The sequence below is a fragment of the Bacillus sp. SRI_025 genome, assembly GCF_057592095.1.
In genome coordinates, this window is sequence record NZ_JBYEGB010000003.1 from 1 (window position 1) to 24041 (window position 24041).

Sequence of the window (24041 nt, forward strand, 5' to 3'; positions counted from 1 at the left end):
TTCCCTCCCCTTATCTTTCAGGGTTCTATCTTTTTAATTCTTCATGGAATTAAGATAATCCTGCTAGCTTTTTCTTCTTCGCTGCTTTCTCACGTTCGTTTTTGTCTAAAATTTTCTTTCTAAGACGAATGGATTCAGGTGTAACCTCACAGTATTCGTCTTCATTCAAGTACTCAAGAGATTCCTCAAGTGACATAATACGAGGTTTTTTCATGCTAACCGTTTGATCTTTCGTCGCTGAACGTACGTTTGTTTGTTGTTTCATACGGCTTACGTTTACAACAAGGTCGTTCTCACGGTTATGCTCCCCAACAATCATCCCTTGGTATACTTCAGTACCTGGCTCAACGAAGATCACACCGCGCTCTTCAACACCTTGGATTCCGTAAGCAGTCGCTTTACCTGTTTCCATTGAAACAAGTACACCTTGACGGCGTCCGCCGACTTGACCAGACTGCATTGGCTGGTAGCTGTCAAACGTATGGTTCAAAATACCAAAACCACGAGTTAATGAAAGAAATTCAGTTGTATATCCAATTAAACCACGTGATGGCACTGTAAAGATCAGGCGAACTTGACCGTTACCATTGTTGATCATGTCAATCATTTCACCTTTTCTTGCACCCATTGATTCCATAACAGAGCCAGTATGCTCTTCCGGTACATCAATTTGAACGCGCTCAACAGGCTCACATCGAACACCATCAACTTCTTTTACAATAACTTCTGGCTTCGATACTTGTAATTCAAATCCTTCACGTCTCATATTCTCAATGAGAATGGATAAGTGAAGCTCTCCGCGTCCAGAAACAACCCAAGCATCAGGTGAATCAGTTGGATCCACACGAAGACTGACGTCTGTTTGAAGCTGCTGCTCTAAGCGCTCTTCGATTTTACGTGATGTCACGTATTTTCCTTCACGGCCTGCAAATGGGCTGTTGTTTACAACAAACGTCATTTGAAGTGTCGGCTCATCAATACGAAGGATTGGAAGTGCCTCTTGGTGTTCTACCGGACAAACCGTTTCACCTACGTTGATGTCTTCCATTCCAGATACAGCGACAAGATCTCCCGCTTTCGCTTCGTTGATTTCCACTCGTTTTAACCCTTGGAAACCAAAGATCTTTGTTACACGGAATTGTTTCACAGTGCCGTCGACTTTCATCAAGGCTACCTGCTGTCCTACTTGCATTGTTCCTCTGAATACACGGCCAATTCCAATTCTGCCAACATAATCATTGTAATCAAGTAGCGCCACTTGGAATTGAAGCGGCTCTTCATGGTTATCAACCGGGCAAGGAATATGGTTCACAATAGCTTCAAACAAAGATTCCATGTTTTCATCTTGCTTGCTCGCATCGTTACTTGCTGTACCATTGATTGCTGATGCATAGACAACTGGGAACTCAAGCTGTTCTTCTGTTGCATCCAATTCAATGAACAAGTCAATCACTTCATCGACTACTTCAGCCGGACGAGCAAAGTCGCGGTCAATTTTATTGACGACAACGATTGGTGTTAAGTTTTGCTCAAGTGCTTTTTTCAGCACAAAGCGTGTTTGAGGCATACAGCCTTCATAAGCATCCACAACAAGGAGTACACCATCTACCATTTTCATGATACGCTCAACTTCACCACCGAAATCGGCGTGTCCTGGTGTATCTAAAATATTAATGCGTGTATCTTTATAATTTATCGCAGTATTTTTAGCTAAAATCGTAATACCGCGCTCTCGCTCTAAATCATTTGAATCCATGGCTCTCTCAGCGATATTTTCATTCGCACGGAAAGTACCAGCTTGATGGAGCAATTGGTCAACAAGCGTCGTTTTACCATGGTCAACGTGGGCAATAATTGCGATGTTGCGAAGGTCTTTTCGAAGTTTCACATTTTCATCTCCTAAAATAATTAGATAACTTTCATATTATATCACAATCCCCTTTAAATGCCGATCGTTTTTCTGTAAACTTATATTAACTCTAAAAAAAGGGATGGGGACATATGAAACAAATCAAATGGCTTCTATTATTATGTGCATTACTTGCAGTTGTCAGTATGGCGTTTATTGGGGTAACTCTTGCAGAAAAAAACATACTGGGCATATGTCTAAGCATTGTATTCGCCATGATTTTCATGGGTACAGGATTTACATTAAAAAGAAAATTAAACGTGCAATCATAAAATTAGGTAAAAGTCTTTTACATTCTACATGTAGAAGGCTTTTTATTTTGAGTAAAAACAAGACAATTCACCTATGAAAGCTCCATTCATCAGACGAAACGTATATTGAAGGATTGACAAAAATAAGCAATCAGAACCCCTCCATTTTTCGACAAGAACTTTTATAGTTCTCCAAAAACAAACATAAAGTTACAATTTTCCTATTCTTCCATAAAGTTTCTCATGGTATGCTGTTCTTGCAACAAAATTTAACAGAAAAGGGAGAGAAAAGAAGCATGAAGAAGTTTTTGAGCAAATCGCTCAGCTCTGTTGTATTTTTCGCTTTAGCTATCATTCTTACTTTCACAACAGTAGCTCCTGGGCAAGCAAGCGCTGCAACTTTCAAAGGCATTCCTTTTGAACAGCAGCAAATCATTAAAGAATTATTGGAGAAAAACGAGCGAGTCATCAACATTCTCATCAATTCATTTGTTGAGGAAGACAACAACTACACATTTGATGTGAAAAAAGCTGTTGAGCTCGGACTAACTGAAGAAGAAGCGGCGACTGCTGAGAAATTCTTAGATCGCGCAGCTGTTCTTACAATCGTTTTCAGTGAAAGCATCACTAAAAACGAAAAAGGGAAATTGGTTTTTGATGCAGCAAAAGCTGTTGAACTTGGTCTTACAAAAGAAGAAGCGGCTAAATTCGAAAAGCTTTTCAAATCAGTGATCAGAATTGCTGATCTTGCTGGTGATGCGCTTGTTCTAGACAAAAAAGGAAACGTTGTGATTGATTCAAAAATCGCAAAAGGTCTTGGATTCAGCTCTACTGAATTACTTGTTTTCAACCAAATGCTTAAGAAAATTCCTCAAGAGCAATTAAAAACGTTTTATGATGCAATTCAAATTGCGAAAGAAAAATTAAGCTAAGCTAGAAAAACCCCCATCTGGATAAACCAGATGAGGGTTTTTTATTTCAGCCAATAAGACATTCGCCTTACAAAAAAGTTTCAGGAAAAACAAAAAATCACTTCATTCTCATGAAGTGATTCCGTTTATTTTTTATTTCCGCTTCCTTTTATGTAATCATGCAAGATTTTTTCACAAATGGATCGATTTCCGGCGACTATGCTGTTTTTATCTAGGAACGTAAGACGATCTCCGTGAATATTTGAGTAAACAGCCCCTACTTCATCAAGCAGTACGCAGCCCGCTGCATAATCCCATGGCGCAAGCCTTAACGTGACATATGCGTCACTTCTGCCGCTTGCAATATAAGCAAGCTCAAGGGCTGCGGATCCAATCGTTCGTGTCCCTCTCACGTCACGCACAAGACGGGCAAATGGTTTGGCGTCAAAATAAGGGCTTTCGATCGCCCATGTCGGATTAATCCCCACAATGGCTTTTTCAATCTCCACATCTTTTAATCGAGGGAGGAGGGTATCGTTCATATAAGCTCCTTCTCCTTTGATGGCATGGTAGAGCTCGTTATGAATGACGTCATAAATAAGACCGATTTTCCCAACACCATTTTCAAATATCCCGATTGAAATGGCAAAGTTGCGTTTTTGATGGACAAAGTTCATTGTGCCATCGATCGGATCAATGATCCACACAATTCCATCGAGTGAGGTCACCTCTTCCCCTTGTCCCTCTTCTCCTAAAATGTGATGGTCTGAAAATGTCGACTGTATTTTTTCAATAAAAAAACGCTCTGTTTCTTTATCAATATTCGTGACAAGATCATTTGGATTTGATTTTGTTTCAATTGATAGACCTTCCTGCATGGACGCTTTAATACGGCTCCCTGCTTCTTTTACCCAGAGCTTTGCAAGACGGTCAATTTCCACCCAGTTTGTCATCAGATTGTAAACCTCTTTTCTATGTAGGACCTATTTGTAATAGCATACTGATATTATGTACGTAAAAGCAAGAAAAAAGCAGCTTCATACAAAAACGAACCGATGAATTGGTTCGTTTTTACCTCACGCTGTTTTACCCTTGAAGCTGCTCCCATTCTTTTCTTAGGCGCTCAAGCTTTCGTTTGCTGCGTTCGATTTGGATGTCATCTTTATGCTCGATGGCTTCATGAAGCGTAGAAAGCTCATAATCAACCTCTAATCTCCACACAGCGATGCGATTCTTCTTCTCCTGCCTATACCCCTGCTTCACGATTTGCTTCATTGGTCAACGCCCCTTCCAGAGAATGATTCATTCCTTGTCAGTTTTCATTGATAAAAAATTCAATCGATAAGAGAAATGGTTCTTGCTTATATCGTATGAAGCGATCGCATAACCGCAACGACATTCTGAAAATTGTGTCTTTACCTATTTGTTATGTACCACAAAATTGATGATTTTAAACGCTGCACCACGACCTTCATAAACTTTGATCTAACGGTGCATCTTTTTTTGAGCTTGACCCAAGCTATGATAAAATATGATCAGCGAAAAGATACAGGAGGCATAACATGAGTGAAATGCGTTTTAGAGATGAAGATTTTGAAACATTCACAGTTGATGGTTTAGATGAACGAATGACTGTATTAAAAGAAAGAGTCCGGCCAAAGCTTGAGGCACTTGGCGAACATTTTGCACCACTTCTTTCTTCTATTACAGGAGACGAAATGTTTGTACACGTCGCAAAGCATGCTAGAAGATCTGTCAACCCGCCAAATGATACGTGGGTTGCTTTTGCAAACAGTAAGCGCGGATATAAAAAACTCCCTCATTTTCAAATCGGGCTTTGGAAAACACATGTCTTTGTCTGGTTTGCACTCATTTATGAATCTCCAGTAAAAGGTGAGTACGGCCAGCTATTTGAAAAGGAGCTAGACACCATCCAGCAGAAAATACCGCAAGATTTTGTTTGGTCTAAAGATCATATGAAACCAGATGTCATGCGTCACAGCGAACTAGATTCCGAACAGCTGAAAACGCTGTTTGAACGTGTTCAAACAGTCAAGAAAGCCGAGCTTCTTTGCGGCATTCAGCTGCCTAGAGAGGTAGTCGTTCAAATGAATAATGAAGAATTCCTCTCGAAAATCGAAAATGCCTTCCGCACGCTGACGTATCTATACCGTTTTACACAGAAAGAATCTGTATGAAAAAACGAGCCCTTTGAGGCTCGTTTTTTACATGCGTATAATAGCAGTCTCTTCTGCCTCTCTTGCGGTTTTTACTGCATGATAAGGGGAATACCCGCTTCCCTTTTCAAACGCCGCACAATGCGTTTTTTCCTCTGCTTTTGATGGCACAACCTCTTTAAATCGTTTATATGCGTCTAATAACTCCTGCTTCGCAATTCCTTTTTCGTAGGCTTTTTCAACAGCCTGAAAAAATGAAATGACCGCAATCTTTTCCTCTGTCGTCCAGTCGACATCCATTGGATATTGATATTCCATTTACTTGTCCCTCACTTTAATACTCATTTCTGATTTGAACTTTTATTATAGCATCTGTTTGTTAAGAAACCGATTGATTTTATGCTTTACATTCCGATCAGTTCATAATATAATTCTTTTGTTTTATGCAATGAAATCTGCTGTAATTGGCACAATAATAGCAGGTATTTCGATGAAGGTGGGAAAGCAATTGTCACAACATGATACACCCTTATACACTGGACTAAAAAAACACGCAGCAACCAATCCAGTCCAATTTCACATTCCAGGCCATAAAAAAGGAGCCGGAATGGATCCTGAATTTAGAGCATTCATTGGCGACAATGCATTAAGCATTGACCTCATTAATATAGAACCTCTCGATGATTTACATTCACCTCGAGGGATGATAAAAGAAGCACAGGAGCTTGCTGCTGAAGCCTTCGGTGCTGATCATACGTTTTTCTCTATTCAAGGAACAAGCGGCGCCATCATGACAATGGTGATGACGGTATGCGGACCTGGAGATAAAATTATCGTTCCTCGTAACGTTCATAAATCAATTATGTCCGCGATTGTATTTTCTGGCGCCATTCCTGTTTTTATTCACCCAGAAATAGACAAAGAGCTTGGCATCTCTCACGGTATTACACCTGAATCAGCCAAAAAGGCGCTCACTGAGCATCCAGATGCGAAAGGTTTACTTGTCATTAATCCAACGTATTTTGGTATTTCAGCAGACTTAAAATCAATCGTAGACATTGCCCATTCATTTGCTGTGCCTGTCCTTGTCGATGAAGCACACGGTGTGCATATCCATTTTCATGATGAGCTTCCCCTCTCTGCGATGCAGGCAGGTGCCGACATGGCAGCAACAAGTGTCCATAAACTTGGCGGCTCTCTTACGCAAAGCTCTATTTTAAATATGAAGGAAGGGCTTGTTTCAAAAGACCGTGTGCAATCAATTTTGAGTATGCTGACGACAACGTCCACTTCTTATTTGCTCTTAGCATCACTGGATGTCGCTCGAAAACGATTAGCCACTGAAGGAAAGGCACTTGCTGATGAAGCCATTCGTTTGGCTGAATCAGCTAGAAACCGCTTGAATCAAATTGACGGCATTAGCTGCATTGGCAAGGAAATACTCGGTTCAGCTTCTACTTACGATTATGACCCAACGAAATTAATTATCTCCATTAAAGACCTTGGGTTAAACGGACATGATGTCGAAAAATGGCTGAGAGAAAGCTATCGAATTGAAGTAGAGCTCTCTGACCTTTACAATATCTTATGTATCGTAACCCCTGGCGATTCAGATGAGACAATTGATACGCTCGTGACGGCGATGCAGGAAATTGCCGCAGTCTCTACTCGTGATGGCGGCAAACAAGCGGTAACAGAGGTACTGCTGCCTGAGATCCCATCGCTTGCTATGACGCCGCGTGACGCCTTTTATGCCACAACAGAAGTCGTTCCTTTTAAGGAAGCAGTCGGCCGCATCACCGCAGAGTTTGTGATGGTATATCCGCCAGGTATTCCAATTTTTATACCAGGTGAAATTATCACAGAAGAAAATATATCGTATATCTTTAAAAATATTGAAATTGGCCTCCCTGTCCAAGGACCTGAAGATTCAACGCTTGAAATGATCCGTGTGATTAAGGAACAAAAACCAATTTTATAAAAAAGAAACATGCAGCCCCAAATGGAGCTGCATGCTTTTTTTATTTATTCAGAGGCTTCATCACAGCAATGACAGTGACCGCACGTTCCGTATAGCGTTGTCACTTTTTCATTTTCAAATTGATCAATGGTTTCATTGCAATCTTGACAAATAATTGTACCCACGTACATTCCCCTTTTCTTCATTCATAGTTTGAAAGCGTTTGATCTATTTCTTATCTCTATAATATGATGTCACATTTAAGTTGTCAACGGTTAATTGTATGACACATTTAATCATTTTTTATAAATATGTGCTTTTTTCTCATCATATTGAGGGAACGTTTCAATTGTATTTTGCTTCATATCAATTCTGTAACAATTGAGTAACAATCGAAAATTGTCAAAAGGGACATGATACACTAGAGTGACTAACAGGGAACAAGCTCCTAAAAATGTTGGGACAACCCCAAATGATTTTGAGGTGAATAGATTGAATTTTATGAGGACACTTCTCATTATATTCCCCATGCTCTTTGTACTTAGTTCATGCTCATTTGCGTATATCATACCGACTCAGACCGACCAAGTCAGTCATATTCAAAAACCGAGAATTCTCTTTTTTACTGATGCAGAAAACCTTGATAAAGAAAGCCCTTATTATGATGCAGTCCTCGATTTAAAGAATGAATACCCTAAGGAAATGTCAAAAATGATTGTGAAAGAAGATCGTAAAGGCTGGAAAAATGAAGTTGATGAACTGCCGGCTATTTTACTTGTCAATGATGAAAAAGTCATCGTGAAGGTTGAAGGAAATGTTCGCAGTAAACAGGAGATCTTATCGCCCTTATGCCATGCTTTAGACCGCGTCAATACAAACTAATGATATTTTCCTTGCACTTATATATAACCATATGAAAAAACCCCTCACCTCATGAGGGGTTTTTCATATGGTGTTCAGGGCGCAAAAAAACCCTCTCCATCAAGGAGAGGGTTTCATAGGTTCATTATTTTACGATGTGGATTGGGCTTCCAATTGCTACTTCAGCCGTTTCCATTGTAATTTCACCTAATGTTGGGTGAGCATGAATTGTCATAGCGATGTCTTCAGCAGTCACTCCTGCTTCGATTGCAAGGCTAAGCTCTGAAATCATATCAGAAGCGCCAACACCTGCGATTTGAGCACCGATAACTAGACCATCCTCTTTACGAGTGATCATTTTCATGAAGCCATCAGTTGCATCAAGAGAAAGTGCACGTCCGTTCGCTGCGAATGGGAATTTCGCTGCAACGATTTCGATTCCTTCTGCTTTTGCTTCTGCTTCAGTGTATCCAACAGTTGCAAGTTCTGGCTCAGAGAATACAACAGCAGGAATACCAAGGTAATCAATTTCAGCTGGCTCTCCAGCGATTGCTTCAGCTGCAATTTTACCTTCGTAAGAAGCTTTGTGTGCAAGTGGTGGTCCATCAACGATGTCACCAATTGCATAGATGTTAGATACGCTTGTACGGCATTGTTTGTCTGTTTTGACAACTCCGCGGTCAGTCAATTCAACACCAACTTGCTCAAGACCAAGCTCATCAGTGTTTGGACGACGACCAACAGTCACAAGTACGTAATCAGCATCAACTGTTTTTTCTTCACCTTTTACTTCGAATGTAACAGTGACACCATCAGATTTTTCTTCAACGCCTTTTGCAAGAGCGTTTGTATGGATTTCAACGTTTCCTTTTTTCTTCAGGTTACGTTTAACCAATGAGCTCATTTGCTTTTCGAAACCTGGAAGGATTTCGTCTCCACCTTCAAGGATCACAACTTCTGTTCCAAAGTTTGCATAAGCAGTACCAAGCTCAGTACCGATGTATCCACCACCGATAACAACTAACTTTTTAGGTACTTCTTTAAGCGCTAAAGCACCAGTTGAGTTGATCACGCGGTCTGTGTATTTAAAAGTAGGCAATTCGATTGGACGAGATCCAGTAGCAAGAATTGCATTTTTGAAAGTGTAAGTCTGTGCTGAATTTTCATCCATTACACGTACAGAGTTGCTGTCTACGAAATAAGCTTCACCTTTAACGATGTCTACTTTATTTCCTTTAAGAAGACCTTGAACTCCACCTGTTAATTTGTTTACAACAGAAGCTTTCCACTCTTGAACTTTTGTGAAATCAACTGTTACGTTTTCAGCTTTGATACCCATGTCTTCAGAATGCTTAGCATTTTCGAAACGATGGCCAGCATTGATTAATGCTTTTGAAGGAATACAACCAACGTTTAGACATACACCGCCAAGTGTTCCTTTTTCAACGATTGTTACTTTTTGTCCAAGCTGTGCAGCACGAATAGCAGCTACATATCCACCAGGACCTGCACCGATGACAAGAGTATCTGTTTCGATTGGGAAATCTCCTACTACCATGACATTACGCCTCCATTAAAATTAATTGTGGATCATTCAATAAACGCTTGATGTGGTTAAGGGCATTTTGCGCAGTAGCTCCGTCAATCATACGGTGGTCAAAGCTTAGGGAAAGAGCTAAGACTGGAGCTGCAACGATTTCGCCATCACGAACAACCGCTTTCTCAGCGATACGGCCAATACCAAGGATCGCTACTTCTGGGTGGTTGATGACTGGAGTAAACCATTGTCCACCAGCAGAACCGATGTTTGTGATTGTGCAAGATGCACCTTTCATTTCAGCTGGAGCCAATTTACCATCACGTGCTTTTGTTGCAAGCTCGTTGATTTCGTTAGACACTTCGAAAATTGCTTTGCGATCTGCATTTTTCACAACTGGAACGAGCAAGCCTTTTTCAGTATCAGCTGCAATTCCGATGTTGTAGTAATGCTTTTGAACAACTTCATCCGTTTTATCATCGATAGAAGTGTTAAGTACTGGGTACTTTTTCAAAGCAGAAGTTAGAGCTTTTACAACGTAAGGCAAGTAAGTTAACTTGATTCCTTGATCAGCTGCAACTTGTTTGAATTGTTTACGATGAGCAACAAGGTTTGTTACATCAACTTCATCCATTAATGTTACGTGAGGAGCTGTATGCTTAGAGTTCACCATTGCTTTCGCGATTGCTTTGCGGATTCCGCTCATTTTCTCGCGAGTTTCTGGGAATTCTCCTTCAAGAACTGGAGCTGCTGCCGCTTTAGGAGCTGCTTCTTCTTTCACACTTTCAGCTGCTTGAGGTGCTGCTGCTGGAGCTGCAGAACCACCATTAACGAAGCTGTCGATATCTTCTTTTAACACACGTCCGTTTTTACCAGAACCTGCAACTTTGTAAATTTCAACGCCTTTTTCGCGAGCATATTTACGTACAGATGGCATAGCGATCACGCGTTTGTTTGGATCAGCATCTACTTGCTCTTGTGCGCCTGCACCAGTTGCTGCTGCCGCTTCTTCTTGTGCTACTTCTTTCTTCTCTGGCTCGTTACCAGCTTCAGCAGTACCTTGTACTTGAGCTTCAGTTTTTGCTTCGCCTTCTTCTTCGCTGCCTTTAAATTGAAGATTTTCGTAACCAGGTGCATCAAACGTAATGATTGTTTGTCCTACAGTTGCAACTGTTCCCTCTTCAACTTTTAATTCTAATACTTTTCCTTTAACAGGTGAAGGAATTTCTACAACTGCTTTATCATTTTGTACCTCTGCTAAAACGTCATCTTCATTGATTTCGTCGTTTGGTTTAACAAACCACTTAACGATCTCACCTTCGTGGATACCTTCTCCGATGTCCGGAAGTTTAAATTCAAATGCCACTGTTTTTCGCCTCCTAGATTTTGTTGAACCCTTGTTGTGTATGTTTACACGGTCATGTAATTGATAAAGGGGAAGAGAAATAAATTCTGTTCCCCTCTGTCATTTAATTAAAATTCAAGAACTTTTTTCGCTGTTTCAAGTACATCTTTATGGTTTGGAAGCCATACGCTCTCAGCTTGAGAGAAAGCAAATACAGTATCAGGTGCAGCTACACGAAGTACTGGTGCTTCCAGGCTAAGGATCGCTCTGTCATTGATTTCAGCTACTACGTTTGCAGCAATACCAGCTTGTTTTTGTGCTTCTTGAACAACGATCGCACGTCCTGTTTTTTCAACAGAAGCGATGATTGTTTCAATATCAAGCGGGCTTACTGTGCGAAGGTCGATAACTTCAGCAGAAACGCCTTCTTTTTCTAGCTCTTCAGCAGCTTTTAGTGATTCGTGAACCATTGCACCGTAAGTGATGATTGAAAGGTCAGTACCTTCACGTTTCACGTCAGCTTTACCGATTTCAATTGTGTACTCTTCTTCAGGAACTTCCTGACGGAAAGAACGATAAAGTTTCATATGCTCAAGGAACACTACAGGATCGTTGTCACGAATTGCAGAAATTAAAAGTCCTTTTGCATCATAAGGTGTTGAAGGAATGACAACCTTGATACCAGGCTGTTGTGCGATAAGACCTTCTAAGCTGTCAGCGTGAAGCTCAGGTGTGTGAACTCCTCCACCGAATGGAGAACGGATTGTCACTGGAGAATGCCAGCGTCCGCCAGAACGGTAACGCATACGAGCCATTTGTCCAGAAACAGAATCTAATACTTCGTAAACGAATCCGAAGAATTGAATTTCCATTACTGGGCGGAATTCTTGTAGTCCAAGGCCAATTGCAAGACCGCCAATACCAGATTCAGCAAGTGGAGTATCGAATACACGATCCTCACCAAACTCTTTTTGCAATCCTTCAGTCGCACGGAATACGCCGCCGTTTTTACCAACGTCTTCTCCGAAAACGAGAACGTTTTCGTCATTTTTCAGTTCTGTGCGTAACGCATCAGTGATCGCTTGAATCATTGTCATTTGCGCCATGGCTTACTTCGACTCCTTCTGTTTGTAAATTTCAAGCTGTTCAACTAAGTTGAATGGTTTCACATCGTACATGTTTTCAATCAAGTCAGTGACTTTTTGCTTAGGCTGTTCGTCAGCTTCTTTGATCGCTTGTTTGATTTGTTCTTTTGCATCTTCGATCACTTTATTCTCTTCTTCTTCAGACCATAGGCCTTTGTTTTCCAAGAATTTGCGGTAGCGTACCAATGGATCTTTTTGCTCCCACTCGTTTTCATCTTCTTTTGTACGATATCTTGTTGGATCGTCACCAGCCATTGTATGTGGGCCGTAACGGAATGTAAGAGTTTCGATTAATGTTGGACCTTCACCATTTACAGCGCGCTCACGAGCTTCAGCAGTTGCTGCATAAACAGCTAATGCATCCATACCGTCAACTTGTACGCCTACGATACCAGCTGCAGCTGCTTTTTGTGCAATTGTTTGTGCAGCAGACTGCTTTTCAACAGGTGTAGAGATCGCATATCTGTTGTTTTGGACAACAAAAATCGCTGGCGCTTTGTAAGCCCCTGCAAAGTTAATACCTTCGTAGAAATCACCTTGTGAAGCTCCACCGTCACCAGTGTAAGTGATTGCAACAGCTTTTTTACCGCGCTTTTTCAAACCAAGAGCTACACCAGCAGCTTGAATGATTTGTGCACCGATAATGATTTGCGGTGAAAGTGCATTCACATCATCAGGCATTTGGTTACCAACAAAGTGTCCGCGAGAGAACAAGAATGCTTTTGTTAGCGGAAGACCATGCCAGATTAATTGTGGTACATCACGATATCCTGGAAGAATGAAATCTTCTTTCTCAAGTGCAAAGTGAGTTGCAAGCTGAGAAGCCTCTTGTCCAGCTGTTGGCGCATAGAAGCCAAGACGTCCTTGACGGTTCAATGAAATTGAACGTTGATCTAATACACGTGTAAACACCATACGGCGCATTAATTCTTTTAATTGGTCATCTGAAAGATCCGGCATTGCCGCTTCGTTTACGACTTCGCCTTTTTCGTTTAAAATTTGAAACGTTTCAAACTGCTTTTTGATGGCATCAAATTGCTTTTTGCTATCAACAATTGCTTTTTTTGTTTTTGCAGCCATTCTAAAGTCACCTCTTCCTTTCTTTTAACAGTCCATTTGTCGTGAATCCATTTATACATACAGATATAGGATAACCCAAAATACTCATATGACTCCTGTATATAATAGCCACTAAGATCGTTGTCGAAACATAGGTTGACCACTCTTTTTTGAGTCCTTCTAACTGTATTAACGATAGTTCACAAAAAACTAATACAACTTCTGTTAACAAGGAATAGTTTACAACAAGAAAAATAGTCCGTCAATTGATTTAACGGCTTTATTTAAATAAATGTATTCGCTTTACTTTTTATGGTGAACTGTATCAATCTGTTTAACAAACAACCTAATCTGTACTAGTATAGAGTGTACTACTGTACTACAATAGAAAATGTTTGTTTTTGTCGAAAAATAAAAAAAGAGCTGTTTTTCAGCTCTTTTTTGACTCTTGTTCTGCTGCTTTATACAAAGCCTTTTTATGATCATTCAATTGATCTGTATATCGATTGAACTTCTTACTTTCTTTTCTGACTTTGCTATATGAACGATTGACGGTCTTCAGCTTAGACTTCAGCTCTTCATATCCTAGATCCTTTTTCTTTAAAGATTGATACAAATGCTGATCTTGTTTCAGCGCCTTTTGATACTCCTTGTATAGCTGATCATATGATGCATATCGTTTCTCGATCGATTTGACTGTTTGATCTGCTTTCTCTTTTAACTCGGCATCTTGCAATCGTGCGGCAGATTCCTTTACCGTATTCAATTCTTTTTTCGATTCATCCATGCTGTCTTTTTCTGTTTTTAAATGTTCTTCTCGTTTCGCTGCCGATGCTAATGCCTGATCAGAAAGGCTTGACACTGTTTTTGTATGGTCCTTTGTTGTTTGAATCATTTTTGTATACAGCTTCTGCTCTTTTTTCTCATAGCTTTGCAGTGTACCTTGCTCTTTTTCGAAGGAAGCTTCTTTTTCACTCATTTTCGTCATCGCATCCTGCATGTCATTGAATGGATTTTGACCTCCGCATCCTGTCAGCAAAAGGGTACATATCCCCGCTAAAGCAGCACCTGCTTTCATGCTTCTTTTCATCTGTCTCATCACAAGGTCCCCCTTTACATCTCCACATACCACTATAATTTTTATAGGCGTTTGTGACAAGAAAAGAGGTCAGTCAGATGAGACGGAGAAGATTTTTTTCAAGCAATAGGCTCATGACTATACAAATAGTGCATTCATACATAGTTTATATTACACGCTTCGCCTTCACTTATGAGAGGCCGAGTGTATTTCCAAAGGAGGTAAAAGTATGTCTAATTATAGTCATGGAAGTATGTATGGTGGATACGGCGGTTACGGGTATGGATACGGCGGCGGCTGTTGTTACCCAAGTTATGGCGGTGGATACGGATGCGGATACGGCGGCGGACGTACATTCGCTTTAATCGTTGTGCTTTTCATCCTATTAATCATCGTTGGCGCAGCATTCTTAGGCGGCGGTGGCTGCTGCTAAGGCTGTTTAAGCCTCTGACCGGTCTCAAAGGACCGGTCTTCTTTATTTCATTGCATATGTTGTGTATCATTTTATATACTTTACATACAAAGGAAATAGGAGTGAAGTTTTGTGATTACCATGGATGATATCGTAAGGGACGGACATCCCGTCTTAAGACAAACAGCTGAAGCGGTCGAGCTCCCGCCGACAGAAGAGGAAAAACAGCAATTAGCTGACATGATCGAATTCGTCAAAAACAGTCAGGATGCTGACATTGCTGAAAAATACGGACTAAGACCCGGCGTTGGATTAGCTGCTCCGCAGATCAATATTAGTAAACGGATGATCGCAGTTCACTGTGAGGATGAAGACGGAGAAGAATACAGCTATGCTCTGTTCAACCCGCGTATTGTCAGTCATTCAGTCAAAAGAGCTTATTTAGCTACTGGTGAAGGCTGTTTATCAGTTGATGAAGCCATCCCTGGATTTGTTCCTCGATATCAAAAAATCAGGGTGAAGGCCACAACGCTTGAAGGAGAGGACATTGATATCCGTCTAAAAGGATTCCCTGCTATTGTCTTTCAGCATGAAATTGACCATTTAAATGGCATTATGTTTTATGATCATATTCAAAAGGATCAGCCATTCTCTGAGCCAGAAAACTCTGTTGCGATTGGCAGATCATAACATAAAAAAGAAGACCCCACATCTAAGGGTCTTCTTTTTTATTCTTCAATAAGGCCAAGATGGGTCACTGCATGGAATATGCCGTCCTCATCTACTGGCTTTGTCACAAAATCAGCCAATGCTTTCAGTTCACTCACAGCATTTCCCATCGCAACGCCTGTTCCAGCAAACGAAATCATTTCTCTATCGTTCAGTCCGTCTCCAAAGGCAATGGTATCCTTTTGATCGTAAGGAAGTCTTTCGATGACTCGTTTGATTCCTTCAGCTTTTGATCCACCTTTTGGCAGAACATCTGTTGACAGCTCATGCCATCTGACAAGGTCAATCTCATCGTAGAATGCCTTATATTGCTCTTCCTCTTCTGCCTTACAAAATAACAGCATTTGAAAAATGTCGTTTTCTTTAAAGAAAGACAAATCGTGCTCAGGATGCTCTGTTTTTAAAGTACCGATTCCTTCATGGATAAACGGATGGTTCGGCACAGACGCCTTCATCGTTTCTTCTCCCATAAAAACAAGCGGATGATCATGACGATCCGCTGTCTCATAAATTCGCTCCATTAACTCCTGCTTCAGCGGATTACCGTAAATAACATCTCCCTCATACATGACATACTGACCGTTATAAGCAATGAATGAGTCAAGCCCTAATTCTTCTAAAATGGGCTGAATCAGAAAAGGAGAACGCCCAGATGCAATAAAGAGATGATGACCTTTTTCTTTTAATAAATGAACCGCTCGCTTCGTTGACTCAGGTATTCTTTTATCATGATCATATAAAGTACCATCGATATCAAAGAAGATGACTTTTTTATTCATATCTCGCCCTCCTGCCCTTTGTTATGTATACACACTCCCTTTCATCATACAGAAAGATTTCCGCTTTCGAAACCAAATCCTTTTGAAAACGCCTATTTTCCCAGATATATCCATGTAACATTCATTGGAAACATCATATAATACAAGTATATAGAGAGATCGGAATACGCTGTTTAAGCTTACTTTAAACCGAAAGGAGGCGGCCTGTGATGCTTCGTCGTCTGCGCAAGAAAATTCGAAGACAATGGAAGGACATGCTTCGTAAAAAATCGATTGCTTAAAGGGATCTTTCGCACATTTGCCGAAGATCCTTTTTTCTCAGAGACTTTTCTTATGCGCGTTTTTTTAATATAATAGAATAAGCGAGTGTAACATACGGTATTTAAGGAGAGATTTGGATGATATATAAGGTATTTTTTCAGGCAAGTACTACTGAGGTACCTGTAAGAGAACACACAGATTCACTATACGTTGAAGCGGTTTCTGAAAGAGACGTACGCGATAAGTTGAAAAAACATAACTACAACATTGAATTCATTCAGCCTGTAGACGGTGCTTTTTTAGACTATGAACGAGAAAGTGAAAATTTTAAAGTATTGGAGCTATGAGAGGAATGAAATTTGTAAAAAACGATCAGGCGGCAGTTTTTGCGCTCGGCGGTTTAGGCGAGATCGGTAAAAACACGTATGGCGTTCAATTTCAAGATGAAATCATTTTAATTGATGCTGGTATTAAGTTTCCTGAAGATGAGCTTCTTGGAATTGACTACGTCATCCCTGACTATACGTACTTAGTTAAAAACGAAGATAAAATCAAAGGTCTTTTCATCACTCACGGACATGAAGATCACATCGGCGGTATCCCTTACCTTCTCAAGCAAGTGAATATTCCAGTTTACGGCGGCAAACTCGCAATCGGCCTACTTCGTAATAAATTGGAAGAGCATGGTCTCTTGAGACAAACAAAACTTCACATTTTTGAAGAAGAAGATACCATTAAATTTAGAAAAACAGCTGTGTCTTTCTTTAGAACGACACACAGTATTCCAGATTCTTATGGAATTGTCGTCAAGACACCTCCTGGTAACATCGTACATACAGGTGATTTCAAGTTTGACTTTACTCCTGTTGGCGAGCCTGCCAATTTAACCAAAATGGCTGAGATCGGAAAAGAAGGCGTACTTTGTCTTTTATCTGATAGTACAAACAGTGAAATCCCAGAATTTACGATGTCTGAAAGACGTGTAGGTGAAAGCATTGATGACATCTTTAGAAAAGTCGACGGACGTATCATCTTTGCCACGTTTGCTTCAAACATTCACAGACTTCAGCAAGTGATTGAGTCTGCTGTTGCCAACGGCAGAAAAGTCGCTGTATTTGGACGCAGTATGGAGTCTGCTATTGATATTGGACAAGATCTTGGCTATATTAAATGTCCAAAAAACACGTTTATCGAACATAATGAAATCAACCGCCTTCCAGCAAACAAAGTAACCATTCTTTGTACTGGTAGCCAGGGTGAACCGATGGCAGCTCTTTCTCGTATTGCGAACGGTACTCACCGCCAGATTTCGATTAACCCTGGAGACACTGTTGTCTTCTCATCTTCACCAATCCCAGGTAACAATATTAGCGTAAGCCGCACCATTAACCAGCTTTATCGTGCAGGCGCTGAGGTCATTCATGGCTCGCTTAATAATATTCATACATCTGGTCACGGCGGACAAGAAGAACAAAAACTGATGCTCCGTTTAATTAAACCAAAATTCTTTATGCCGATTCACGGTGAATACCGCATGCAAAAAACGCATATCAAGCTTGCGAATGACTGCGGCATCCCTGAGGAAAACTGCTTTATCATGGATAACGGTGAAGTTCTTGCACTGAAAGGTGACGAAGCAAGTGTCGCTGGCAAAATTCCATCAGGCAACGTGTATATCGATGGAAGCGGTATTGGCGATATCGGAAACATCGTTTTAAGAGACCGCCGCATTCTTTCTGAAGAGGGTCTTGTCATTGTAGTCGTCAGCATGGACATGAAAGAATTCAAAATCTCTGCTGGACCTGATTTGATCTCAAGAGGTTTTGTCTACATGAGAGAATCTGGAGACCTTATCAACGATGCACAGGATTTAATTTCAAAGCATCTTGAAAAAGTAATGGAACGTAAGACAACTCAGTGGTCTGAAATCAAGAACGAAATTACTGACACTCTTGCACCTTTCCTTTATGAAAAAACAAGACGCCGTCCAATGATCTTACCGATTATTATGGAAGTGTAATCACAAAAAAGAGACACAAGCCGCTTGGCTCTGTCTCTTTTTTTCACCATTCATTGAAAAAACCGCATATATACATATGCGGTTTCTCTTTTTTATGATTGAATTGGGAGATGCTGAAAGCTTCTGACATCAAACAAACCCTTTGTCGTCATTTTCACATCAGGAATGACTGGGAGTGCCAAGAAGGACAGCGTCAAAAATGGATTAAAGTCTAAATTAAAGCCTGTTTCTTTTAACGCTTCATGGAGCGCATGAAGGCTTTCATTTACAAGATGTGCCGGCTGATCTGAAAGTAAACCAGATATCGGTAATGGCAGCGTATGAAGAGACTCGCCATTTTTGACAACAGTCAAACCGCCGCCTGCTTCTTTTAACACGTCAATGGCTTTTACGATATCAGCATCATTTGTGCCAACCGCAATTAAATTGTGAGAATCATGCGCAACCGTTGTTGCAATTGCGCCCTTTTCTAATCCAAAGCCGCTGACAACCCCTATCCCCATTTCAGATAAGCCTTGATGGCGTTCGACAAGCACCATTTTTAATACATCTCTTTCTGTATCACTAGTGAATTGTCCGTTCGTTTCTGAAGGAGAGACTTGTTCTAATTTTGTTTCTAGCTGATTCGGAATAATGCGGATCACATTCATTTTTTGATGAGCTGTGATAGGCAGTGCCAGATCTTGCTCTTGAACGTCTATAGTATGAACAGATTGTAATAATGCTGGACTCGGTGCAATTTTTTCGACACTTGGCTTGTACTCTCCATGCTGCGCCACCAATTCTCCTGCAATAAATACGCTGGTGATGTCGACTTGATGAAGATCAGAGACGAGCATAAAATCAGCATCAAAGCCTGGCGCAATGGCTCCCTTTGTTTTGAGGCCAAAACACTCTGCTGCGTTTAAACTTCCCATTTGATACGCTAAAAATGGGTCTAACCCTTCTTTTATAGACATACGTACTTGTTCGTCAATACTTCCCTCTGCCATTAAATCATCTAAATGTTTATCATCGGTACAAAAGAAAAAACGTCTCGCATTCTTTTCATTCACAGCTGGTAAAACGTTTTTCACGTTTTTGGCAACAGAGCCTTCTCTTAGCATGACATACATGCCTCGTTTTACACGTTCAAGGGCTTCGCTGGCTGTTGTTACCTCATGATCTGTTTGGACACTTGCTGTGCGGTAAACGTTTATTAATCGGTCTGTTAAGCCTGCTAGATGGCCATCAATCAGTTTATGTTCGTTTTGTGCATCAAGCAGCTTTTGAAGCATATCTTCTTCTGCCTGCTCTACACCGACGTAATCCATCACCTCAGCAAGACCAAGAACCTCTTTCTCTTGATACAAAGGCTTTAAATCTTTCGCTTTTAAAACAGCACCTGATCGTTCAAAACTAACTGCCGGTACGCAGGATGGCAGCATGAAATAAATATTTAAGGCAGCTTTTCTCGCTTCTTCCAGCATAAAACGGATGCCTGAGATCCCTGACACGTTGGCAATTTCATGCGGGTCTGTTACGACAGTTGTCACACCGTGCGGGACGACAGCTTTGGAGAATTCAGCAGGGGTCACCATAGAGGACTCGATATGAACGTGGCCATCAATAAAACCGGGTACAAGCATTTGACCTGCTGCATCCAGCTCCTGTTCTCCCTCGTACTCTCCAATTCCTACTATTTGTCCATTTTCAACAGCGACATCAGCGTCTATCCATTCCTGGTTAAACACGTCCATAACCTTCGCATGTTTAATCACTAAGGCTGCTTTTTTTCTCTTTGCAGCTACTTCAATTTGATGTCTGAAAAGCTCCTTATCCAACGACACTGCCTCCTCCAAGTAAACAATATAATGTTTCTTATCGTAAACGAATCTGTTTGCCCAGTCAATGACATTTAGAGAAAATCATCCAGATAAAAAGGCTGATTTTTATTTCTGAATAGTGATAATTGCACGAAAAATATGATGATTGGCTTTTGCTGTTTATGCAGAACAAAACAACCCTTTTTTAGTGTCTTCTTCTCTCCTCACTGTCCGTCCTGTGTGTACACAACAATATAAAAAACACCCCGCTCCGGAGTGTTTAATAATCGTTCTGCATTTCTCGTTTTTCAAAGCGTCCAATATCGGCTACTGCCCCGATGACAATGAGAATATCTTCTTTTTGAATCATTTCATCTGCGAGTGGTGAAACAATCACTTCTTTCCCACGCTTTATCGCCACAATATTAATGCCATATCTCGCTCTAATATCGAGATCTAAAAGAGAATGCCCTGCAAGCCTGCTGTTGGCAACGATTTCAATGAGGCTGTACTCATCTGACAGCTCAAGATAATCTAATACGTTGTTGGAGATGATTTTATGTGCAATTCGTCTGCCCATGTCTCGCTCTGGATGAACGATGCGATCAGCCCCAATTTTATTTAGTACCTTTTCGTGATAGTCGTTTTGCGCCTTTACTGTGACCATTTTGACGCCAAGCTCTTTCAGCATAATCGTCGTCAAAATACTGGCCTGAATGTTTTCACCAATCGCAACGATGACATGATCAAAATTACGAATACCGAGATTTTTTAAAACCGATTCGTCTGTCGAATCGCCAATGACCGCATGTGAAGCAATTTTCGCGTATTCGTTCACTCGATCTTCATTCATATCCATGGCCATGACTTCAAGTCCTTCTTCGCTCAGCGCTTTGCAAATACTTCCGCCAAAGCGTCCAAGACCAATGACTGCATATTCCTTTTTCATGTTCAGACTCCTTTTATCTCACTTACCATGCATTTTACTACGGTTTGATTAATGAATCCATATGCGAGCGAATTTTTTTACGGAACGCTTCACTTAAGTAGAGGTCTGCTCCTTTTTCAATTTCACTGCGGTAATGACCTGGTGGAGCAATTTCTTCGCTCTTTTGAAGAACAAGAAAGGTTAAACAGTCCTCATATATTTGGTCACCTATTTTAACATCCACAAAAGCTGGACGATATGTGCCCTCATATACGCCTTCTCGTTTGTACAAATATCGAATGGCATCAAAAGGAACCTCATATAAAACGCCCTCTGTTTCTCCGCCGTCTTCTACCATATCGGCTCTTGACCCATCAGGCCTCACCAATGTAAATCTAGTTGTAAAGCCGTTCAGAGCACCACCGCCGATGATTTGTTTAAAATAATGATCGACTTCTGCCAGTTTAAATCTTGCATCATCCATACAAGAGCCATAGGCAAAATAATAGAAGGATGCCGGCCTCTGCTGCCATAGTCTATATTCCTTCCAGCAGCCAGTCTCGATTTCCTTCAGCGCTGATGCCTTCTGTTTTGGTAAAGTGTATGTAATAGCCGCCACCAGCCCCCGGTCTGTCATGACATCGACCACCTGCTTGTCATACCCTTCCTCAAGTAAATCTATCTTATTCAGCGTGCTTGCGGTTACCTCGTACAATTCTCCATATACTGTGCTTGTTTCTTCTGGAACGCACGCAGGGTATCCTTGACCTGTATCATAGATTTTGCCGCTGATCCAAGCTGATTTAGCTAATGGTCTGCTTTCTTTCATATATGTCTCGTGGTGTTCTTCATGCTGCAGAAGCGTCCCATATACAAATAAAGCTTTCGCCTTCATGAAATCACGTCCTCTCGCCTTGCTGCTGTCTGCTTTTTTGACACACAGGTAAATAGATATGAAAAGTTGTACCTTTTCCCAGCTCACTGACCACATCCATCCTACCGTGATGATCTTTTAAAATCGTTGCACAGATGGTGAGGCCAAGTCCCGTCCCTTCTGTTTTCGTGGAGAAGAAAGGATCATAGATTTTCTGAATATCCTCTTCAGACATCCCTTTTCCTTCATCTTGAATGGTAATTTTCCATTCGTTCATCACTTTTTCTGTTGATATGTATATGCTGCCGCCTTCAGGCATTGCCTCAATGGCATTTTTGATTAAATTAATGAACAGCTGCTTCATTTGGTTAGCGTCTGCTAATATAGCTCCGGCATCCTGCTTTTTAAATGGCTGTTTGAGATCAATATTCGAAAGGACTGCATTGGTTTTTAGCAATGTAATGACCTGCTCTAACAGTCCATGAAGCTGAACTTCTTGAAAATGGACCGACTGCGGCTTTGCCAGCACAAGCAGTTCACTTAAAACAAAATCAATCCGTTTAATTTCGGAAAAGATAATGTCAAAATAATCGGTTCTTTCAGGATATTGAGTTTTCATCAGCTGCAAAAAGCCGTTTACTGAGGTCAGCGGATTTCTGACTTCATGGGCGATTCCAGCGGCGATTTGTCCTGCAACGGCCAGCTTTTGCGCCTGCATTTGCAATTGTTGATTTGACCTTTCAAGCTCAAGCTTTGCCAGCTTTTGTTTTGTAATATCTGCAACTGTTCCTATACCTCCAGTAAACTGGTGCTCTTCATCAAAGTAGAGCTTATAATGAACGTCTCCCCATACTTTCTTTCCCTCTTTATGAAGAAGCTGGAGCTCGATCCGTCCTGAATCTTTATGTTCTTTGATGACAGATGACAAATGCTGAATAACTCTTTCTTCTTGATCAAAGTACTGATTGTACATCGTACCTAGACATTCATCTATGTCATAGCCGGTCATTTGTTTCCATGCTTGATTTAAGAAAATGATGTGCCCTTTTTCATCTGTTTCAAAGACGATTTCCTGCAAGTTATCTGTAATTCGATTCAGCCGCTCTGTCAGTTCGTGTGCTTCTTTTTCTCTTTTATTTAGATCTGACACAAGCAAAGTCAAGCGGTCTACATACCCTGAGACAACCCAGATCCCTGCTAACACAACGACTGTAAAGGCTAAATCGAGCGGCCAATTAATTTGATAGCCGCCTAGATAATAAAAGAAATCCCAGCTTATGATTAAGATAAATGCAAGAACAGATAACACGATCCGCACTTGATATGTTTTGTTCAAATAATTCCACCTGCCGCCCTGAGATTCTTTGTCAATTGTACCATTTTCCACTTATTTTTTGAGGGAGATGGGGCATTTTTAAGGAACTTTTTTAAAGAAAAATAGCCTGTTCTCAGCACAAAGGAAGAGAGCAGGCTATTTCGATTACTGCTGAAGAGCTTCTTGCAGCTCTTTTAACAGCAGTTCTGCGCCTTCAGCGCTTAATGTAATTTGACCATTTCCGTATTCATGGTTCTCTGATGTAATCTCACCAGTCATGAGACAAACACCCTCTGGCTGATATTTTTTCAAGACGATTTTATCTCCATCTATAAAAAATTCCATACTGTCTTTAATAGCGATATCAAGTGCTCTTCTCAATTCGATTGGCATGACAATACGCCCTAGTTCGTCTACTTTTCTTACGACTCCGATAGATTTCAATTTCGTTCCCTCTTTCTTTCATTAGCTCAAGATCAATCTGTTTTTCACCAATTGATATATCGTAGACGTAAGAGATTCTTAAAAGGTTTCTCCTCTATAAAATTTTTTTTCATAAAAGAAAAAACAAAGGGAAAATTTATTGTGATTGTCAAAATGATACTTGAATTTTACAGATTCATTTCAAGGTGATCACAAACCCCCACAAATGACATCAACCCTCTGAACTTTTAAATGTAAAATT

25 protein-coding genes are annotated in these 24041 nt (G+C 40.7%); 9 read left to right on the plus strand and 16 right to left on the minus strand.

Features of this window, described 5'->3' with window-relative positions:
- Positions 1-49: 49 nt before the first annotated feature.
- Positions 50-1888, minus strand: a complete 1839-nt coding sequence (gene typA, locus AC20OE_RS09630; protein WP_024424768.1) for a translational GTPase TypA — start codon at positions 1886-1888, stop codon at positions 50-52.
- Between the two features lie 113 nt (positions 1889-2001).
- Between typA and AC20OE_RS09635 the strand changes: the two genes are divergently transcribed.
- Positions 2002-2181 carry a DUF5325 family protein gene (locus AC20OE_RS09635; RefSeq protein ID WP_024426900.1) on the plus strand — a complete coding sequence of 60 codons (180 nt, stop codon included), beginning with the start codon at positions 2002-2004 and terminating at the stop codon, positions 2179-2181.
- 275 nt (positions 2182-2456) lie between these two features.
- Positions 2457-3092 carry a hypothetical protein gene (locus AC20OE_RS09640; protein WP_059377024.1) on the plus strand — a complete coding sequence of 212 codons (636 nt, stop codon included), beginning with the start codon at positions 2457-2459 and terminating at the stop codon, positions 3090-3092.
- A gap of 125 nt (positions 3093-3217) precedes the next feature.
- Here the strand turns inward: AC20OE_RS09640 and AC20OE_RS09645 are convergent, their stop codons facing one another.
- Positions 3218-4024, minus strand: coding sequence for an inositol monophosphatase family protein (locus AC20OE_RS09645; RefSeq protein WP_487268817.1), 807 nt, complete (start codon positions 4022-4024; stop codon positions 3218-3220).
- A gap of 133 nt (positions 4025-4157) precedes the next feature.
- Complete coding sequence (locus AC20OE_RS09650; protein WP_039178243.1) at positions 4158-4346, minus strand: hypothetical protein; 189 nt, start codon at positions 4344-4346, stop codon at positions 4158-4160.
- A 287-nt stretch (positions 4347-4633) separates the two neighbouring features.
- Between AC20OE_RS09650 and AC20OE_RS09655 the strand changes: the two genes are divergently transcribed.
- Entirely contained in the window at positions 4634-5269 is a 636-nt protein-coding gene (locus AC20OE_RS09655; protein WP_099663223.1) for a DUF1054 domain-containing protein, read from the plus strand.
- Positions 5270-5296: 27 nt separating this feature from the next.
- Here the strand turns inward: AC20OE_RS09655 and AC20OE_RS09660 are convergent, their stop codons facing one another.
- Complete coding sequence (locus AC20OE_RS09660) at positions 5297-5566, minus strand: UPF0223 family protein (protein ID WP_039178240.1); 270 nt, start codon at positions 5564-5566, stop codon at positions 5297-5299.
- Between the two features lie 190 nt (positions 5567-5756).
- Here AC20OE_RS09660 and AC20OE_RS09665 point away from each other — a divergent pair, with 190 nt between their 5' ends.
- Positions 5757-7229 carry an aminotransferase class I/II-fold pyridoxal phosphate-dependent enzyme gene (locus tag AC20OE_RS09665; RefSeq protein ID WP_487268818.1) on the plus strand — a complete coding sequence of 491 codons (1473 nt, stop codon included), beginning with the start codon at positions 5757-5759 and terminating at the stop codon, positions 7227-7229.
- 44 nt (positions 7230-7273) lie between these two features.
- Here the strand turns inward: AC20OE_RS09665 and AC20OE_RS09670 are convergent, their stop codons facing one another.
- Positions 7274-7393 (minus strand): GapA-binding peptide SR1P, encoded by a 120-nt coding sequence (locus tag AC20OE_RS09670; protein ID WP_003212464.1) that lies wholly within the window; start codon positions 7391-7393, stop codon positions 7274-7276.
- A 316-nt stretch (positions 7394-7709) separates the two neighbouring features.
- Between AC20OE_RS09670 and AC20OE_RS09675 the strand changes: the two genes are divergently transcribed.
- Positions 7710-8090, plus strand: a complete 381-nt coding sequence (locus AC20OE_RS09675; protein WP_224929246.1) for a hypothetical protein — start codon at positions 7710-7712, stop codon at positions 8088-8090.
- A gap of 124 nt (positions 8091-8214) precedes the next feature.
- Here the strand turns inward: AC20OE_RS09675 and lpdA are convergent, their stop codons facing one another.
- The 5 genes from lpdA to AC20OE_RS09700 form a co-directional block, all read right to left on the minus strand.
- Positions 8215-9627, minus strand: coding sequence for a dihydrolipoyl dehydrogenase (gene lpdA, locus AC20OE_RS09680; RefSeq protein ID WP_039178233.1), 1413 nt, complete (start codon positions 9625-9627; stop codon positions 8215-8217).
- Positions 9628-9631: 4 nt separating this feature from the next.
- The gene (locus tag AC20OE_RS09685) at positions 9632-10972 is read right to left on the minus strand and encodes a dihydrolipoamide acetyltransferase family protein (RefSeq protein WP_059377016.1); all 1341 of its coding nucleotides are present in this window, start codon (positions 10970-10972) and stop codon (positions 9632-9634) included.
- A gap of 107 nt (positions 10973-11079) precedes the next feature.
- Positions 11080-12057, minus strand: a complete 978-nt coding sequence (gene pdhB / locus AC20OE_RS09690) for a pyruvate dehydrogenase complex E1 component subunit beta (protein WP_039178226.1) — start codon at positions 12055-12057, stop codon at positions 11080-11082.
- 3 nt (positions 12058-12060) lie between these two features.
- Positions 12061-13176, minus strand: a complete 1116-nt coding sequence (pdhA, locus tag AC20OE_RS09695) for a pyruvate dehydrogenase (acetyl-transferring) E1 component subunit alpha (protein ID WP_039178223.1) — start codon at positions 13174-13176, stop codon at positions 12061-12063.
- A 409-nt stretch (positions 13177-13585) separates the two neighbouring features.
- On the minus strand, positions 13586-14254 hold the full coding sequence (locus AC20OE_RS09700) for a YkyA family protein (RefSeq protein ID WP_059377015.1): 669 nt from the start codon (positions 14252-14254) through the stop codon (positions 13586-13588).
- Positions 14255-14486: 232 nt separating this feature from the next.
- Between AC20OE_RS09700 and AC20OE_RS09705 the strand changes: the two genes are divergently transcribed.
- Together AC20OE_RS09705 and def are read left to right on the plus strand one after the other, a co-directional pair.
- The gene (locus AC20OE_RS09705) at positions 14487-14666 is read left to right on the plus strand and encodes a YjcZ family sporulation protein (RefSeq protein ID WP_026050085.1); all 180 of its coding nucleotides are present in this window, start codon (positions 14487-14489) and stop codon (positions 14664-14666) included.
- A gap of 111 nt (positions 14667-14777) precedes the next feature.
- On the plus strand, positions 14778-15335 hold the full coding sequence (gene def / locus AC20OE_RS09710) for a peptide deformylase (protein WP_059377012.1): 558 nt from the start codon (positions 14778-14780) through the stop codon (positions 15333-15335).
- Between the two features lie 38 nt (positions 15336-15373).
- On the opposite strand, the gene AC20OE_RS09715 is transcribed toward def, so the two are convergent.
- A complete protein-coding gene (locus AC20OE_RS09715; protein ID WP_099663222.1) occupies positions 15374-16153 on the minus strand; it encodes a Cof-type HAD-IIB family hydrolase in 780 nt (259 codons plus the stop codon).
- Between the two features lie 398 nt (positions 16154-16551).
- On the opposite strand from AC20OE_RS09715, the gene AC20OE_RS09720 reads away from it, so the two are divergent.
- Entirely contained in the window at positions 16552-16761 is a 210-nt protein-coding gene (locus AC20OE_RS09720) for a DNA-dependent RNA polymerase subunit epsilon (RefSeq protein ID WP_008345114.1), read from the plus strand.
- A gap of 5 nt (positions 16762-16766) precedes the next feature.
- Entirely contained in the window at positions 16767-18434 is a 1668-nt protein-coding gene (gene rnjA / locus AC20OE_RS09725) for a ribonuclease J1 (RefSeq protein ID WP_012009818.1), read from the plus strand.
- Positions 18435-18526: 92 nt separating this feature from the next.
- Here the strand turns inward: rnjA and ade are convergent, their stop codons facing one another.
- The 5 genes from ade to abhA all read right to left on the minus strand — a co-directional run bounded on the left by ade (position 18527) and on the right by abhA (position 23800).
- On the minus strand, positions 18527-20257 hold the full coding sequence (ade, locus tag AC20OE_RS09730; RefSeq protein WP_487268819.1) for an adenine deaminase: 1731 nt from the start codon (positions 20255-20257) through the stop codon (positions 18527-18529).
- 262 nt (positions 20258-20519) lie between these two features.
- Positions 20520-21188, minus strand: coding sequence for a potassium channel family protein (locus tag AC20OE_RS09735; RefSeq protein WP_008345123.1), 669 nt, complete (start codon positions 21186-21188; stop codon positions 20520-20522).
- Positions 21189-21225: 37 nt separating this feature from the next.
- Complete coding sequence (locus AC20OE_RS09740; RefSeq protein WP_216431179.1) at positions 21226-22062, minus strand: gamma-glutamylcyclotransferase family protein; 837 nt, start codon at positions 22060-22062, stop codon at positions 21226-21228.
- Positions 22063-22066: 4 nt separating this feature from the next.
- Positions 22067-23377: an ATP-binding protein gene (locus AC20OE_RS09745; RefSeq protein WP_058837764.1), complete on the minus strand. Its 1311-nt coding sequence runs from the start codon at positions 23375-23377 to the stop codon at positions 22067-22069.
- Positions 23378-23521: 144 nt separating this feature from the next.
- Positions 23522-23800 carry a transcriptional regulator AbhA gene (gene abhA, locus AC20OE_RS09750; RefSeq protein WP_017359400.1) on the minus strand — a complete coding sequence of 93 codons (279 nt, stop codon included), beginning with the start codon at positions 23798-23800 and terminating at the stop codon, positions 23522-23524.
- Between the last annotated feature and the right edge of the window lie 241 nt (positions 23801-24041).

Excerpts from the sequence above, each read along its gene's own strand:
- AC20OE_RS09635 (WP_024426900.1), top strand. The coding sequence starts at position 2,002 with ATGAAACAAATCAAATGGCTTCTATTATTATGTGCATTACTTGCAGTT.
- AC20OE_RS09640 (WP_059377024.1), top strand. The coding sequence starts at position 2,457 with ATGAAGAAGTTTTTGAGCAAATCGCTCAGCTCTGTTGTATTTTTCGCT.
- AC20OE_RS09645 (WP_487268817.1), bottom strand. The coding sequence starts at position 4,024 with ATGACAAACTGGGTGGAAATTGACCGTCTTGCAAAGCTCTGGGTAAAA.
- AC20OE_RS09650 (WP_039178243.1), bottom strand. The coding sequence starts at position 4,346 with ATGAAGCAAATCGTGAAGCAGGGGTATAGGCAGGAGAAGAAGAATCGC.
- AC20OE_RS09655 (WP_099663223.1), top strand. The coding sequence starts at position 4,634 with ATGAGTGAAATGCGTTTTAGAGATGAAGATTTTGAAACATTCACAGTT.
- AC20OE_RS09660 (WP_039178240.1), bottom strand. The coding sequence starts at position 5,566 with ATGGAATATCAATATCCAATGGATGTCGACTGGACGACAGAGGAAAAG.
- AC20OE_RS09675 (WP_224929246.1), top strand. The coding sequence starts at position 7,710 with ATGAGGACACTTCTCATTATATTCCCCATGCTCTTTGTACTTAGTTCA.
- lpdA (WP_039178233.1), bottom strand. The coding sequence starts at position 9,627 with ATGGTAGTAGGAGATTTCCCAATCGAAACAGATACTCTTGTCATCGGT.
- pdhB (WP_039178226.1), bottom strand. The coding sequence starts at position 12,057 with ATGGCGCAAATGACAATGATTCAAGCGATCACTGATGCGTTACGCACA.
- pdhA (WP_039178223.1), bottom strand. The coding sequence starts at position 13,176 with ATGGCTGCAAAAACAAAAAAAGCAATTGTTGATAGCAAAAAGCAATTT.
- AC20OE_RS09700 (WP_059377015.1), bottom strand. The coding sequence starts at position 14,254 with ATGAGACAGATGAAAAGAAGCATGAAAGCAGGTGCTGCTTTAGCGGGG.
- AC20OE_RS09705 (WP_026050085.1), top strand. The coding sequence starts at position 14,487 with ATGTATGGTGGATACGGCGGTTACGGGTATGGATACGGCGGCGGCTGT.
- AC20OE_RS09715 (WP_099663222.1), bottom strand. The coding sequence starts at position 16,153 with ATGAATAAAAAAGTCATCTTCTTTGATATCGATGGTACTTTATATGAT.
- AC20OE_RS09720 (WP_008345114.1), top strand. The coding sequence starts at position 16,552 with ATGATATATAAGGTATTTTTTCAGGCAAGTACTACTGAGGTACCTGTA.
- rnjA (WP_012009818.1), top strand. The coding sequence starts at position 16,767 with ATGAAATTTGTAAAAAACGATCAGGCGGCAGTTTTTGCGCTCGGCGGT.
- AC20OE_RS09735 (WP_008345123.1), bottom strand. The coding sequence starts at position 21,188 with ATGAAAAAGGAATATGCAGTCATTGGTCTTGGACGCTTTGGCGGAAGT.
- AC20OE_RS09740 (WP_216431179.1), bottom strand. The coding sequence starts at position 22,062 with ATGAAGGCGAAAGCTTTATTTGTATATGGGACGCTTCTGCAGCATGAA.